This window comes from Mesorhizobium sp. ESP-6-4 (genome assembly GCF_020164735.1).
In the GTDB taxonomy this organism is placed as follows: domain Bacteria; phylum Pseudomonadota; class Alphaproteobacteria; order Rhizobiales; family Rhizobiaceae; genus Mesorhizobium.
Window position 1 is genome coordinate 24,233 of the sequence record NZ_JAIUGS010000032.1, and the last position, 13,055, is coordinate 37,287.

Here is a 13,055-nt window from a genome sequence, read left to right on the forward strand (position 1 = left end):
ACTACACCAGCTTGTAGGGGATTTGTTCCGTATCGGGCGGCAGGCGCCAATGGTCGGGCGCGTCATAGGCGTAAGCCTTGTCGACGAGGTTGAGCAGCAACGCTGTCTCCGGTCCGAGGGTCACGACACCGTGCCAGACGCCAGGCGGAATGGTAACGATTGCCGGTCGCAGGGCGCCGACGATCTTGTGCCAGACCGTGCCGAAGCTGGGCGAGGCCTTGCGCCCGTCGAAAAGCGATATCCGCACGCTGCCGGCGCAGCAGAACAGGCGGTCGAGAGTCGCCGCATGTGCGTGCCAGCCCGTCACTGCGCCCGGATACATGGTGCGCTGAAACACTTGCCCGACCGGCGATTGATCGAGAGCCCATTCCTCGCGAAAGATCTCGGTCAGGTAGCCGTTGGAGGTCGCGACGGGTCTGATTTCCTTGAATGTGACGCCCTCGATCGGCGGCGCATCGACGGCGAGCCAGTCCGGCGTCACCGTCTGTTGGTCAGGCGTGCCGGTGGCCATCCAGCCCTGCGGTACGGTACGATCGTTGTTGCTCATATCCAGCCCCCCGGAAATCGCCAAAGCGTCATACGTGGCTATACGGGCATAGGCAAGCACAGTCGGACGGTCGGCGGCAGGTGACGAAAGACCGTCGATCGAAGTCTTTCGTTCAGTCAGGTTGCCGGGCGAGCGAACTCAGGGCGTACCGCCGCCGCCGCCGGGAATGCCGGGCGCCAGCTTGCTGGCGCCGCTGATGACCTGGCTCAGGAAGTTCTGGTCCTTGCCGCCGGTCGGCGTCGTCCGCGAGATGAAGTCGAAGACCTTGCCGTCCTTGAGACCGTAATTGGCGATCTGGGTGACGCGGCCGTCAGCGCCGAAATAGACCGCCAGCACGTGCTGGTCGATGATGCGCGGGTTGTCGAAGGCGACATAGCGCTTGCGCGTTTGCGAGATGTAGTAGAAGGCCTCGTTGTCGAAGGTCGCCGTCGTCGACGGCGTGCCCAGCGCCAGAAGCACCTGCTCGCGGCTCGATCCGACCGGCACCGAATCGATCGCCTGCTGGTCGATGACGTAGCCTTTCGTCAGCGTCTCGCTCGGATGGAGATCTCCGAACATCTTGGACGAATTGCAGGCGGAAAGCGCTGACACCATTACCAGCAGCGAAGCCGCGCCCACTGGGGCGGGCGCAAAGAACGACTTGAATTTCAGCGCACCCAACAACAAATCTCCATCACATCCCCGCAACTTGCGCTGGGCCGCAAAACCGGTAAACCAGCTTGCATGCCGATGCAACAAGGCCAAATCAAACAACAGGTCCCCGGGAGACCGCCCTCAATGTTCCAGCGCCTTTTTGGCCGCGAACGCAATGCCAACCGCGCTATCACCGACGCGCTCTACGCACAAATCGTGGCGGCGGCGCGGCAAACGGTGTTTTATTCCGACTGGAATGTGCCGGATACGCCGCTCGGCCGCTTTGAGATGCTGTCGCTGCATATGTATCTTGTCCAGCACCGGCTGCATGGCGGGCAAGGCGTGGCCGCCGAGGTCGCGCAAGTGCTGATCGACGAGTTCTTCCTCGATGTCGAGCATTCGCTGCGCGAACTTGGCATTGGCGATGTCGGCGTGCCCAAACGCATGAAGAAGCTGGCAAAGATGTTTTACGGCCGTACGGCTGCCTATGACGAGGCGCTCAAGGAAGACGATCGGGTGGCGCTTGCGGCGGCGCTCGCCCGCAACGTCAGGCCGGACTCCGGCCCCTGGCCGCAGGCGCCGCTGCTGGCGGACTATGTCTGCGAGGCCTCGCACAAGCTTGCCGCCCAGCCGACCGAATCGATCGCTGCCGGCACCGCCGCGTTCCCGGCGGCGGGGGCAGCGTGAAGGAGGCCGACATGAAAGACGCCGAACTGCGCAGCCCGGTATCCTTCGTCGCCAATGTCGCGCGCCTGCCGCAAAAGGGCCTGCCGGTCCTTGTCGAGGCCGATGAGCGCCAGCGCGAGGCGCTTGCCGCCGACTATGATCTGCTTTCGGTCGAGAGCTATCGCGCCGAACTGCTTGTGGTCCCCTGGAAGCGCAATGGCGTCAAGGTCACCGGTCGCGTCGCGGCCGACATCACGCAAGCCTGCATCGTCACCCTGGATCCGGTCGCCGCGCATATCGACGAGCCCGTCGAGGCGCTGTTTCTGCCCGAGCAGTCGAAGCTTGGGCGCGAAGGTTTCGAAGGCGGCGGCGAGATCGTCCTCGACGCCGACGGGCCGGACAGTCCGGAGACATTTTCCGGCGACACCATCGATGTCGGCGGGCTGGCCGAACAGTTTTTCGGTCTGGCCATCGACCCTTATCCGCGCAAGTCGGGAGCCTCGCTCGACGTCGCCGGCGACGATCAGACCGAGGAAAGCGAATTCCAGAAAAAGCTGCGTTCGCTGCTTGGAAAATCCTGAGGGTGGTCCGGATTTTGGAAAAGTTGGTTGTGCGCAAGCACAAAACCGTTATTTTCGCCGAACCTTCGCGAGGCCCCTTACCTCGGCAGGCGTCCGCCGCAAGCCAGGCAAACCGTGAGAAAAGCACTACGTGATCAGGATTTCCATCGATGCCATGGGCGGCGATCACGGACCGAGCGTGGTCATCCCGGCGCTGATGACCGTCGCCATCCGCCGCCCTGACATCCGCTTCGTCGTCTATGGCCGCGAGGACGTGGTGCGCCCAGAGCTCGCCAAGTTCCCGAAACTCGCCGAGATATGCGAGTTCGTCCATTGCGAGATCGCCGTGCGCATGGATGACAAGCCGAGCCAGGCGCTTCGCCACGGCCGCTGGAAGTCGTCGATGTGGAAGGCCGTCGAAGCGGTCAAGAACGGCGGCGCGCAGGCCTGCGTCTCGGCCGGCAACACCGGCGCGCTGATGGCGATGTCGAAATTCTGCCTGCGCACGATGGCCACTATCGACCGCCCGGCGATCGCGGCGCTCTGGCCGACGACGCGCGGCGAAAGCGTGGTGCTCGATGTCGGCGCCACCATCGGCGCGGATGCGCACCAGCTTATCGATTTCGCCATTCTGGGTACCGGCATGGCGCGCTCGGTGTTTGGCGTCGAGCGGCCGAGCGTCGGTCTGCTCAATGTCGGCGTCGAGGAGATCAAGGGCCAGGAAGAGGTCAAGGAAGCCGGCCGCATGTTGCGCGAGGCCAACATGGCCTCGATGAATTATCGCGGCTTCGTCGAGGGCGACGATATCGGCAAGGGCACGGTCGACGTGGTGGTCACCGAGGGCTTCGCCGGCAACATCGCGCTCAAGACCGCCGAGGGCACCGCAAGGCAGATCGCCGGCTATCTGCGCGCCGCCATGAGCCGCACGCTCATGGCCAAGATCGGCTACGTCTTCGCCAAGGGCGCCTTCGACAGGCTGCGCGAGAAAATGGATGTCGGTCGCTCCAATGGTGGCGTCTTCCTGGGGTTGAACGGCATCGTCGTGAAGAGCCATGGCGGCGCCGATTCGGACGGATTCGCGGCCGCCATCGAGCTCGGCTACGATATGGTACGCAACAATCTGCTTGACCGGATCGAGGCCGACCTCGATCTGTTCCATGCGCGCAACCCGACCGCGCAGGCAAACAGGAAGTCCGGCGTCGCCGACGCCGAGGAATAGGAAAGAGCCTTGATCAGATCAGTCGTGCGCGGCAACGGTGCCGCGCTGCCCCGCCGCATCATGAAGAATGCCGACTTCGAAGGCATGGTCGAGACCTCCGACGAGTGGATCGTCCAGCGCACCGGCATTCGCCAGCGCCACGTCGCCGCCGACGACGAGACGACTGCCTCGCTTGGAGAGGATGCGGCGCGGGCCGCGCTCGACAGCGCCGGCATGACGCCCGCCGATATCGATCTCATCATCCTGGCGACCTCGACGCCCAACAACACGTTCCCGGCGACGGCTGTCGAAATCCAGAACCGGCTCGGCATGCATCACGGCTTTGCCTTCGACATGCAGGCCGTGTGCTCTGGCTTCGTTTACGCCGTTGCCACTGCCGATCTCTATATCCGCGGCGGCCTGGCCAAACGCGTCCTGGTGATCGGCTCGGAGACATTCTCGCGCATCCTCGACTGGAGCGACCGCTCGACCTGTGTGCTGTTCGGCGACGGCGCCGGCGCGCTGGTTCTCGAAGCGGAAGATGGCGCCGGCGCGATCACCGATCGCGGCGTGCTGGCCGCGAGCCTGCGCTCCGACGGTGTGCACAAGGACAAGCTCTTCGTCGACGGGGGTCCTTCGACCACGGGAACGGTCGGCCATCTGAGGATGGAAGGCCGTGAAGTGTTCAAGCATGCCGTCGGCATGATCACCGACGTCATCGAGGCGACCTTCAGCGAGGCCGGCATAACGGCCGAGGACCTCGACTGGTTCGTGCCGCATCAGGCCAATAAACGGATTATTGACGCTTCCGCCAAGAAGCTCGGGATTGCTGAGCAGAAAGTGGTGGTCACTGTCGATTTACACGGTAACACCTCGGCTGCTTCGGTGCCGCTCGCTTTGTCGGTGGCCGTCGCCGACGGTCGCATCAAGAAGGGCGACCTGGTTCTTCTCGAGGCGATGGGTGGAGGTTTCACCTGGGGCGCGGTGTTGCTCCGCTGGTAAGTGCCGAACTCGCCGGTTCGGTCCTTGACCTTGCCGGATCAATTACTTAGGCTCAGCCTTTGCCTGTATCGATTTACGTTTTTGCGAGCAGATGGGACGGTCGCATGGGGGGAAAGACACTTACGCGTGCCGACCTTGCTGAAGCCGTTTACCGGAAGGTTGGTTTGTCGCGAACGGAATCGGCGGAACTCGTCGAGGCTGTGCTGGACGAAATCTGCGAAGCCATCGTTCGCGGTGAGACGGTCAAGCTGTCGTCCTTCGCCACCTTCCATGTCCGCTCCAAGAACGAGCGCATCGGCCGCAATCCCAAGACGGGCGAGGAAGTGCCGATCTTGCCGCGCCGGGTGATGACGTTCAAGTCCTCGAACGTGCTCAAGAACCGGATCCTGCGTTCGCATCAGAACAGCAAGGGCAAGGGCGGCAAGTAGTTTGCTGGCGAATGCGGTTGAAAACCGCCGGCGGTTTTGACGCTGGGCTTGAATATCGTTTCATAAATCGCTGAAATAGATGCGATTCGGCACCATGCCCGGATCGTGGTCCAGTGTGGAGGATTGGCCCATGGACAAGAGCCCCGATGCTTTCCGCACCATCAGCGAAGTCGCGGAAGATCTTGATCTGCCGCAGCACGTGCTGCGTTTCTGGGAGACCCGCTTCACCCAGATCAAGCCGATGAAGCGTGGCGGCGGCCGGCGCTACTACCGGCCGCAGGACGTCGAGCTCATCAAGGGCATTCGGCATATGCTCTACGATCAGGGCTATACGATCAAAGGCGTGCAGAAGCTGTTGCGCGAGAACGGCAACCATTTCCTGGTCGCCATCGGCAATGGCGACATGGCCGCGGTGGAGGCCATCGCCCAGCGCCGCCAGGCCGAGCAGGTGCCGCTGACGGCGGCCGCGCAGCCGCGCGGCGACGAGGACGCGCTGGTCGGCCAACCGAAGGTGAAGCCCAGCCGCCGTTTCTTCGGCTTGGGCAAGAGCGACGACGAAGGTCCGGTTCAACCCGACACGTCGAAATTGTCGCGTGACAATCGCGCCTTGCTACAGGAGGCGCTGTTCGACTTGCTGGAATGCAAGCGCCTGCTCGACCAGGTTCGTTGAACGGTCATATTCGACTTGACGGTGCTCGGTCGGTCGGTCGGCCGGAACGGGCTCTTCGCCCGTGCGTTAGGCCTTCTCGAAGAGAAGGACAACAAGCATGGCATCGTTTTCGACCCTCTCCGACGTTGATATCGACAAGCAGGTCGCGGCACTTTCGCGACAACTGCACGACCTGAAGAAGGTTCTGGCCAGGCGCGGTGACGCCTATTACGAGGATGGCCGCGAGGCGGCATCCGACTACTATTCGCAACTTGCCGATCGCCTCCACGAGGCGCTTCCGACAATAAGGCGCAGGGGCAGGGCGATCGAGCGCACGGCGCGCGATCATCCGGCGACGGCCGCCGCCGTCGGGCTGGTTGTGGTCGGACTGCTTGCCGGCCTTTTGATCGGCCGGCGCTGATCGATCGACGGGATATAAACAGAAATGGCGGCCGTTCTCGACGGCCGCCATTTCCGTGCCGCTACAGGTGATCAGTTCGCAAGCTTGAGCCGCGTCTTCGGGTCGACCTTCATGACCTGGCTGCACTTGCCGTAGACGGTGCCGTTCTTGTCGGTGGCATCGGTATAGGTGCCTTTGCAATCCAGCTGCAGCACCAGGCAAGAACCATGGCCCTTACAGACCGCGCCGCCGTCGCCGGTCGGATGCGTGCCCGCAAAAGCCGGAGCCGAGACCGAGCCGAAAGCCGAGACGACGAGAGCCGCGGCCAGGGTGATACGCTTGAAGTTGGTCATTGAGCATTTCCTTCCATTGGTTTTGGGATCGCCGTCCTGGCGTCCCGTTGGGGTGAGGAGCACCTCGCGGCGCCCATGACCGCTTGGTGCTGCGGCCAATGGAAAGGTTCATATGATGCGCGATTTTTTCATTTGACCGGCGATATCGGCGGATTGGGAAAGCCGGGCGCGGCTCTCCTCGGCGCGCGCCACGCATCCGGCGCGCGGCACCCGACATGGAGGCGGCTCACTCCGCGATGCCGCCGCCTCAGATAGGCCGAGTGTTCAAGCGGCCAAAGCTGTTCGAGCTGCTCGCTGCCTCCTCACATCGGCGGCGCGATGCCGTGATTCCCGACAACGACCCGGTTCGCGACCAGCTTGCCGTCGCCGCCACGCTCGGCATTGACGAACACTGCGATGCCCGGCGTGAGATCTGCCGGCGTGGCGGTGGCGAATGTCACGATCGGTGTCGTCTGCGGGATAGCGATCTGCTTCTTCTGGCCGTTGTCATAGGTGAGCGTGACGGTGCGGCCGTCGATCTCGCTGACATCGGCGACAGTGCCGTTGGTCATGCGGCTGTTGGGCCGCAGATCCCAGTCGCGATCACCTTCTCCGGTACCCTTCAGAGCAGCCGGAAAGATCACGACTTCCAGCGCGCCGCTGCCGCCGTCGGCCTTGGAAATCGAGGCGATGCCAAGAAAGTCGCCCTGCTTGATATCGGCTGCCAACGCCTTGGCAACGCCCGAAATCTTCCATCCGTTGGCGAGCGTGATCGCATTGGTTTTGCCATCGCGATCCTTCACCGTCAGCGTCGACCCGGCAACGCCGACGACAATGCCTCGAACACGTATGGCATCCGCGGCCCACGCTTGCGTCGCGCCGATGACGCTTGAGACTGTGCCGAGCACAATTGCGAACGATTTCAAATTCATGGCATCCGATCCTTCCGAGAAACGCCCGGCGTCGGTCTGTCTGCCGCCGGTGACGGCAAGCTAACGAATCGAGACGTCGAAAATGCCGGCGGATCCGGCCGCGGACCTTCAAAAGAACTTGATTGAGCGCTGCGCGACCTTACATGTACGCAGCCCGAGGCATCAGCCGAAACGCAGCTTCACGAACGCGTGACGCCGCATGGGTGCTCTTGGCAAATCATTTGTTAACGAGCATTCTCCCGCCCGTCTCAGGCAACACCACATTTCATCCGACCCTGTTTCATCTCAAGGAGTTGCCATGCCCAACACCGTACGAAACGCTGTTTCCAACGACATTATTGCCGCGTCCGGCCTCAACCCGTTCAAAGCCGCGCGCGAAACCAGGGGATACACGATCGAGGAGCTCTCTTTGACCTGCGGCCTGGCCGTGGGCGAGATCGTCGACATCGAGGACGGCAAGGACGCCGACCCCGCCAAGCTTCGGCGCATCGCTTCCGCCCTGCAGGTGCCGGAAGAGGAATTGATCAGAGTGCCGGCCGCCGAGAACCGGCCCACGCAGCAATAGGATGCAAGCAAGCGTCCATGTGAAAGCCCGCCAAGGCATGCCTGGCGGGCTTTTTGATGCATGTCGCCCAACTATGCGCTGCGGTTTTGGGGAAACGGCATGCGTCAAGACAAGGATGCGCAACGCACGGCCGTGGCTCTTGTCAATGACCGCGCCGCCATGCGATTCGCCAGCCGGTGTTCGACAGGTCTGACGAGGGGTCGCCATGAGTTTGGAATCGGTTCGCGCCTTTTTTGCCGAGCATGCGCCCGATATCGAAGTCATCGTCACCGAGGCAAGTTCGGCCACCGTCGCGCTTGCCGCCGAAGCCCATGGCGTCATGCCGGCGCAGATCGCCAAGACGATCTGCCTGCGCGTGGGCGACGAGGCCATGCTGGTCGTGACCAGCGGCATCGCCAGGCTCGACAACCGCAAATTCAAGGACAGCATGGGCGGCAAGCCGCGCATGCTGGGCGGCGAGGAGGTGCTGGCAATCACCAGCCATCCGCCTGGCGGCGTCTGCCCGTTCGGCCTGCCGTCGCCGCTACCCGTCTATTGCGATCTGTCGCTCAAGGCCTTCGACGAAGTCGTTCCCGCAGCCGGCGCCACCAATGCCGCGGTGCGCATCACACCGCAGCGCATGGCCTATCTGGTCGGCGCCGTATGGGTCGACGTTTGCCAGTAGCAATTGCCGCCTAGATATCCCGTCATGGTTCGTCGCGGGCCGTAGCGCGGCATTGACCGACATTCGGCGCGCGGCCCGCTCGCTCCATTTGGTTTGGTATAGGCATCCGCGCCTTTCGCCGTCGCGCGTCAACCGACTCGAAAAGCGTCGAGGATGGTCAAAGATTTGGACATTAGTCTTGACAGAAATACAGATGTTCAATACCCGTCAAGCGATCAAACAGCATGCGATGTGGGAGGAATAAGCGGCATGGCTTCCAATATTTCGTTGACGGGCCTTGCCCGTGACCTCGAGGAGCGCGCCAAGTCCGGCAAGCCCATTCGCATCGGCCTGATCGGCTCGGGCGAAATGGGCACCGACATCGTCACCCGCGTCGCCCACATGTCCGGCATCGAGATCGGCGCCATTTCCGAACTTAACCTGCCGGCCGCCGGCAAGGCCGTCGATATCGCCTTCCAGGAGACCGGCCATGCGCGCGAGGTTTCGAGCGCATCGGCCATGACGTCGGCCATGGAGGCCGGCAAGATCGCCGTCACCAACGATTCCAGCCTCGTCATCGGCAACGACCTGATCGACGTCGTCATCGATGCGACCGGCGTTCCGGCCGTCGGCGCCGAGATCGGCCTGCGCGCCATGGAGCATGGCAAGCATCTGGTGATGATGAATGTCGAGGCCGACGTTACCATAGGCGCCTATCTCAAGAGCGAAGCCGACCGCCTCGGCGTCACCTACTCGCTGGGCGCCGGCGACGAGCCGTCTTCATGCATGGAGCTGATCGAGTTCGTCTCCGCCATGGGCCACCCGATCGTTGCCGCCGGCAAGGGCAAGAACAATCCGCTCAACATCGACGCCACGCCTCCGGACTATGAGGAGGAGGCGAAGCGCCGGCACATGAACGTGCGCATGCTGGTCGAATTCGTCGACGGTTCGAAGACCATGGTCGAGATGGCGGCGATCGCCAATGCGACCGGGCTGGTTCCCGACAAGCCCGGCATGCACGGTCCGGCTGCGACACTCGGCGAATTGTCGAAAGTGCTGGTGCCCGAGAAGGACGGCGGCGTGCTGTCGAAGGTCGGCGTCGTCGACTATTCGATCGGCAAGGGTGTGGCGCCCGGCGTCTTCGTCGTCGCCGACATGTCGCATCCGCGCATCTCGGAGCGCATGGAAGACCTGAAGATGGGCAAGGGTCCGTATTTCACCTTCCATCGTCCCTATCACCTCACCTCGCTGGAAGTGCCGCTTACCTGCGCCCGTGTCGTGCTTTATGGTAAGGCCGACATGGTTCCGCTGGCCAAGCCCGTGGCCGAAGTCTGCGCCGTTGCCAAGAAGGATCTGAAGCCCGGCGACAAGCTCGATGCTATCGGCGAATATTGCTACCGCGCCTGGATCATGACCGCTCCGGAAGCCCATGCGGCGCGCGCCGTTCCCTGCGGCCTGCTGCAGGGCGGCTCCGTGACTGCATCCATCAAGAAGGGCGAGCTCATCACCTATGCCAACGCGGCGCCCGCGCCGGGCTCGAAGATCGCCGAGCTGCGTGCCCGCCAGGACAAGCTCGTTTACGGCGCCGTGGAGGCGTGATCATGGCTGGAGCCAGCAAAGCCGCCGTCGTGGATAGCCGGGCCAACCTGCCTTTCGTCTATCGCCAGTACAGTCCGGAGCAGCTGAGGGAGGTGCTTCACAAGATGTACCTCATCCGCCGCTTCGAAGAGGGCGCGGAAGAGTGCTATACGCGCGGCCTCATCCACGGCACCATGCACCTGTCGATCGGCCAGGAAGCCAGTGCCATGGGCATCTGCATGCCGCTCGCTGCGGATGATCAGATCACCTCGACGCATCGCGGCCATGGCCATTGCATCGCCAAGGGCGCCGAGGTCAGCCGCATGTTCGCGGAGTTCTTCGGCAAAACCACCGGCTACTGCAAGGGCCGCGGCGGCTCCATGCATATCGCCGATGTCGCCAAGGGCAATCTCGGTGCCAACGGCATCGTTGCCGGCGGCATCCCGATCGCGGTGGGCGCCGCGCTGTCGTCCAAGATGATGAAGACCGGCAAGGTCGTGGTTTCCTTCTTCGGCGACGGCGCCAACAATGAGGGCGCCTTCCACGAGGCGCTGAACATGGCGGCGGTCTGGAAGCTGCCGGTGATCTTCGTGTGCGAGAACAACGGCTACGGCATGTCGACCTCGACGGCGCGCTCGACCGCGGTCAAGAACATCGCCGAGCGGGCGGCCGCCTATTCGATGCCCGGCGTCATCGTCAACGGCAATATCTTCTCCGAGGTCGCCGAGGCGTCCTTCAAGGCCGTGGAGCGGGCGCGGGCCGGCGAGGGGCCGACGCTGATCGAATCCAAGACCTACCGCCATCGCGGCCATTCCAAGAGCGACCGCAACCGTTACCGCACCAAGGAAGAGATCGAGGATTGGATGGCGAACCGCGATCCGATCACGCTCTTCGAGACGGAACTCCGCGATTTCGGCTTCATCGACGACCAGGGCATCCAGACGATCCGCGACGCGGTCGCCAAGGAGATCGCCGACGGCATCGAGTTCGCCAAGGCGAGCCCGGCGCCCGAGATCGCCACCCTTCAGAACTACGTTTACACGGAGCCTGCGTGATGGACGCCACGCTGCGTGAACTGAGCTACGCCCAGGCGATCCAGGAAGCCATGGCGATCGCCATGGACATGGACGAACGTGTCTTCCTGATGGGCGAGGATATCGGCGTCTATGGCGGCGCCTTCCAGGTGACCGGCGACCTCGTCGAGCGCTACGGCACCGAGCGGGTTATAGACACGCCGATCTCCGAACTGGGCGGCGCCGGCGTGGCGGTGGGCGCGGCCCTCACCGGCATGCGGCCGATCTTCGAATTCCAGTTCTCGGATTTCGCCACGCTCGCTATGGAGCAGATCGTCAACCAGGCGGCTAAGATGCGCTTCATGCTTGGCGGCGAGGTCTCGGTGCCGGTGGTGATGCGTTTCCCGGCGGGCTCGGGCACGGGCGCCGCCGCGCAGCACAGCCAGAGCTTAGAGGCCTGGCTCGGCCATGTGCCCGGCCTCAAGGTCATTCAGCCGGCGACGCCGCACGACGCCAAGGGCATGCTGTTGGCCGCGGTCGCCGATCCGGACCCGGTCATGATCTTCGAGCACAAGCTGCTCTATAAGATGAAGGGCCATGTGCCCGAGGGCCATTACACTGTGCCGATCGGCAAGGCCGAGATCCGCCGCGAAGGCCGTGACCTCACCATCGTCGCCACATCGATCATGGTGCAGAAGGCGCTCGATGCCGCCGCGGCGCTGGAAGGCGAGGGCATTGACATCGAAGTGGTCGATCTGCGCACGATCCGTCCGATCGACAGGCAGACCATCATCGACAGCGTGAAGAAAACCTCGCGCCTGCTCTGCGTCTACGAGGCGGTGAAAACGCTCGGCATCGGCGCGGAGGTGAGCGCGCTGGTCGCCGAGAGCGAGGCCTTCGACTATCTCGATGCGCCAATCGTGCGCCTTGGCGGCGCCGAGACGCCGATCCCCTACAATCCGGACCTGGAAAAGGCGACGGTGCCGCAGGTTCCCGACATCATCGCCGCCGCGCGCGACCTCGTGAAAGGGGTTCGCTGAGCGATGCCGACCGAAGTCATTCTTCCCAAGGTCGACATGGATATGGCGACCGGACAGATCTCGCGCTGGTTCGCCGAGGAGGGCGCGCAAGTCAAGAAAGGCGACGTGCTTTTCGAGATCGAGACCGACAAGGCGGCGATGGAGATCGATGCGCCGGCCAGCGGCACGCTGCGCGACGTCACCGGCAAGGAGCGCGTCGACATTCCGGTCGGTGAGCCGGTCGCCTGGATTTATGCAGACGACGAGGTCTATGAATCAGGAACGACGCCGCAGAACGGAGCGCCACTCTCCCCCCTAGTGGGGGAGATGTCAGCGAAGCCGACAGAGGGGGGCGCTGTCCCGCCAACGTCTCGTTCCTTCGCGCCCCCCTCTCCCCTGCCGGGCATCTCCCCCACGGGGGGGGAGATCGGCCAATCGCAAGGCGAGCGCGCAACGCCGCTGGCGCGCCGCTTGGCTCGCGAAGCCGGTCTTAAGATAGCCGAAATACAAGGCAGCGGTCCGCGCGGCCGCGTCGTGCGCGCCGACGTCGAAGCCGCAGTCGCCGCGAAAGCCGCGGCCACCCCTGGTCAGCCAGCCACCGAGATTCCGGTCGAAATCCCGTCCGCTCCGGCCGCAGCCAAGCCGATGTCGGACGACCAGGTGCTGAAGCTGTTCGCCGAAGGCTCCTACGAGCTCGTGCCGCATGACAACATGCGCAAGACCATCGCGCGTCGCCTGGTCGAGGCGAAGTCGACCATCCCGCATTTCTATTTGACGCTCGATTGCGAGCTCGACGCGCTGCTTGCGCTGCGCACGCAGCTCAATGCCGCAGCCCCGATGAAGAAGACCGAGAAGGGCGAGGTTCCAGCCTACAAGCTCTCGGTCAACGA

17 protein-coding genes are annotated in these 13,055 nt (G+C 63.5%); 13 read left to right on the forward strand and 4 right to left on the reverse strand.

Going from position 1 to position 13,055, the window contains the following annotated elements; translation table 11 throughout:
- Position 1: 1 nt before the first annotated feature.
- Both LB523_RS28710 and LB523_RS28715 read right to left on the reverse strand, forming a co-directional pair.
- Positions 2-547, reverse strand: coding sequence for a dTDP-4-dehydrorhamnose 3,5-epimerase family protein (locus LB523_RS28710; protein ID WP_224609485.1), 546 nt, complete (start codon positions 545-547; stop codon positions 2-4).
- Positions 548-685: 138 nt separating this feature from the next.
- Positions 686-1,207, reverse strand: coding sequence for an outer membrane protein assembly factor BamE (locus LB523_RS28715; protein ID WP_224609488.1), 522 nt, complete (start codon positions 1,205-1,207; stop codon positions 686-688).
- Between the two features lie 117 nt (positions 1,208-1,324).
- On the opposite strand from LB523_RS28715, the gene LB523_RS28720 reads away from it, so the two are divergent.
- The 7 genes from LB523_RS28720 to LB523_RS28750 all read left to right on the forward strand — a co-directional run bounded on the left by LB523_RS28720 (position 1,325) and on the right by LB523_RS28750 (position 6,104).
- Positions 1,325-1,867: a ubiquinol-cytochrome C chaperone family protein gene (locus tag LB523_RS28720; protein WP_140541296.1), complete on the forward strand. Its 543-nt coding sequence runs from the start codon at positions 1,325-1,327 to the stop codon at positions 1,865-1,867.
- Positions 1,868-1,878: 11 nt separating this feature from the next.
- On the forward strand, positions 1,879-2,427 hold the full coding sequence (locus LB523_RS28725; RefSeq protein WP_224608409.1) for a YceD family protein: 549 nt from the start codon (positions 1,879-1,881) through the stop codon (positions 2,425-2,427).
- Positions 2,428-2,557: 130 nt separating this feature from the next.
- On the forward strand, positions 2,558-3,625 hold the full coding sequence (plsX, locus tag LB523_RS28730; RefSeq protein ID WP_095767672.1) for a phosphate acyltransferase PlsX: 1,068 nt from the start codon (positions 2,558-2,560) through the stop codon (positions 3,623-3,625).
- 9 nt (positions 3,626-3,634) lie between these two features.
- On the forward strand, positions 3,635-4,606 hold the full coding sequence (locus LB523_RS28735; RefSeq protein ID WP_095767671.1) for a beta-ketoacyl-ACP synthase III: 972 nt from the start codon (positions 3,635-3,637) through the stop codon (positions 4,604-4,606).
- A 104-nt stretch (positions 4,607-4,710) separates the two neighbouring features.
- Positions 4,711-5,034: an integration host factor subunit alpha gene (locus LB523_RS28740; protein WP_040983242.1), complete on the forward strand. Its 324-nt coding sequence runs from the start codon at positions 4,711-4,713 to the stop codon at positions 5,032-5,034.
- A gap of 130 nt (positions 5,035-5,164) precedes the next feature.
- On the forward strand, positions 5,165-5,704 hold the full coding sequence (locus LB523_RS28745) for a MerR family transcriptional regulator (RefSeq protein WP_224609492.1): 540 nt from the start codon (positions 5,165-5,167) through the stop codon (positions 5,702-5,704).
- A 97-nt stretch (positions 5,705-5,801) separates the two neighbouring features.
- Complete coding sequence (locus LB523_RS28750; RefSeq protein ID WP_224609495.1) at positions 5,802-6,104, forward strand: hypothetical protein; 303 nt, start codon at positions 5,802-5,804, stop codon at positions 6,102-6,104.
- A gap of 71 nt (positions 6,105-6,175) precedes the next feature.
- Here the strand turns inward: LB523_RS28750 and LB523_RS28755 are convergent, their stop codons facing one another.
- Both LB523_RS28755 and LB523_RS28760 read right to left on the reverse strand, forming a co-directional pair.
- Positions 6,176-6,436 carry a hypothetical protein gene (locus LB523_RS28755; RefSeq protein WP_095767668.1) on the reverse strand — a complete coding sequence of 87 codons (261 nt, stop codon included), beginning with the start codon at positions 6,434-6,436 and terminating at the stop codon, positions 6,176-6,178.
- A gap of 302 nt (positions 6,437-6,738) precedes the next feature.
- Positions 6,739-7,347 (reverse strand): hypothetical protein, encoded by a 609-nt coding sequence (locus LB523_RS28760; protein ID WP_224609498.1) that lies wholly within the window; start codon positions 7,345-7,347, stop codon positions 6,739-6,741.
- Positions 7,348-7,645: 298 nt separating this feature from the next.
- On the opposite strand from LB523_RS28760, the gene LB523_RS28765 reads away from it, so the two are divergent.
- From LB523_RS28765 to LB523_RS28790, 6 genes are all read left to right on the forward strand, one after another.
- A complete protein-coding gene (locus tag LB523_RS28765) occupies positions 7,646-7,912 on the forward strand; it encodes a helix-turn-helix domain-containing protein (protein WP_095767666.1) in 267 nt (88 codons plus the stop codon).
- Positions 7,913-8,117: 205 nt separating this feature from the next.
- The gene (locus LB523_RS28770; protein ID WP_224530640.1) at positions 8,118-8,576 is read left to right on the forward strand and encodes a YbaK/EbsC family protein; all 459 of its coding nucleotides are present in this window, start codon (positions 8,118-8,120) and stop codon (positions 8,574-8,576) included.
- A 249-nt stretch (positions 8,577-8,825) separates the two neighbouring features.
- Positions 8,826-10,154, forward strand: coding sequence for an NAD(P)H-dependent oxidoreductase (locus tag LB523_RS28775; RefSeq protein ID WP_224609501.1), 1,329 nt, complete (start codon positions 8,826-8,828; stop codon positions 10,152-10,154).
- Positions 10,155-10,156: 2 nt separating this feature from the next.
- On the forward strand, positions 10,157-11,188 hold the full coding sequence (locus LB523_RS28780) for a thiamine pyrophosphate-dependent dehydrogenase E1 component subunit alpha (RefSeq protein WP_224608395.1): 1,032 nt from the start codon (positions 10,157-10,159) through the stop codon (positions 11,186-11,188).
- Positions 11,188-12,186 carry an alpha-ketoacid dehydrogenase subunit beta gene (locus LB523_RS28785; RefSeq protein WP_224609504.1) on the forward strand — a complete coding sequence of 333 codons (999 nt, stop codon included), beginning with the start codon at positions 11,188-11,190 and terminating at the stop codon, positions 12,184-12,186. The genes LB523_RS28780 and LB523_RS28785 overlap by 1 nt, the downstream gene beginning before the upstream one ends.
- A 3-nt stretch (positions 12,187-12,189) precedes the next feature.
- On the forward strand, positions 12,190-13,055 hold an 866-nt coding region (locus LB523_RS28790; protein ID WP_224609507.1), incomplete at its 3' end, for an E3 binding domain-containing protein.

What these genes read in the sequence shown, in the direction of transcription:
- LB523_RS28765 (WP_095767666.1), top strand. Translation starts at nt 7,646, where the DNA reads ATGCCCAACACCGTACGAAACGCTGTTTCCAACGACATTATTGCCGCG.
- LB523_RS28760 (WP_224609498.1), bottom strand. Translation starts at nt 7,347, where the DNA reads ATGAATTTGAAATCGTTCGCAATTGTGCTCGGCACAGTCTCAAGCGTC.
- LB523_RS28745 (WP_224609492.1), top strand. Translation starts at nt 5,165, where the DNA reads ATGGACAAGAGCCCCGATGCTTTCCGCACCATCAGCGAAGTCGCGGAA.
- LB523_RS28750 (WP_224609495.1), top strand. Translation starts at nt 5,802, where the DNA reads ATGGCATCGTTTTCGACCCTCTCCGACGTTGATATCGACAAGCAGGTC.
- LB523_RS28710 (WP_224609485.1), bottom strand. Translation starts at nt 547, where the DNA reads ATGAGCAACAACGATCGTACCGTACCGCAGGGCTGGATGGCCACCGGC.
- LB523_RS28755 (WP_095767668.1), bottom strand. Translation starts at nt 6,436, where the DNA reads ATGACCAACTTCAAGCGTATCACCCTGGCCGCGGCTCTCGTCGTCTCG.
- LB523_RS28775 (WP_224609501.1), top strand. Translation starts at nt 8,826, where the DNA reads ATGGCTTCCAATATTTCGTTGACGGGCCTTGCCCGTGACCTCGAGGAG.
- LB523_RS28740 (WP_040983242.1), top strand. Translation starts at nt 4,711, where the DNA reads ATGGGGGGAAAGACACTTACGCGTGCCGACCTTGCTGAAGCCGTTTAC.
- LB523_RS28720 (WP_140541296.1), top strand. Translation starts at nt 1,325, where the DNA reads ATGTTCCAGCGCCTTTTTGGCCGCGAACGCAATGCCAACCGCGCTATC.
- LB523_RS28780 (WP_224608395.1), top strand. Translation starts at nt 10,157, where the DNA reads ATGGCTGGAGCCAGCAAAGCCGCCGTCGTGGATAGCCGGGCCAACCTG.
- LB523_RS28785 (WP_224609504.1), top strand. Translation starts at nt 11,188, where the DNA reads ATGGACGCCACGCTGCGTGAACTGAGCTACGCCCAGGCGATCCAGGAA.
- LB523_RS28725 (WP_224608409.1), top strand. Translation starts at nt 1,879, where the DNA reads ATGAAAGACGCCGAACTGCGCAGCCCGGTATCCTTCGTCGCCAATGTC.
- LB523_RS28770 (WP_224530640.1), top strand. Translation starts at nt 8,118, where the DNA reads ATGAGTTTGGAATCGGTTCGCGCCTTTTTTGCCGAGCATGCGCCCGAT.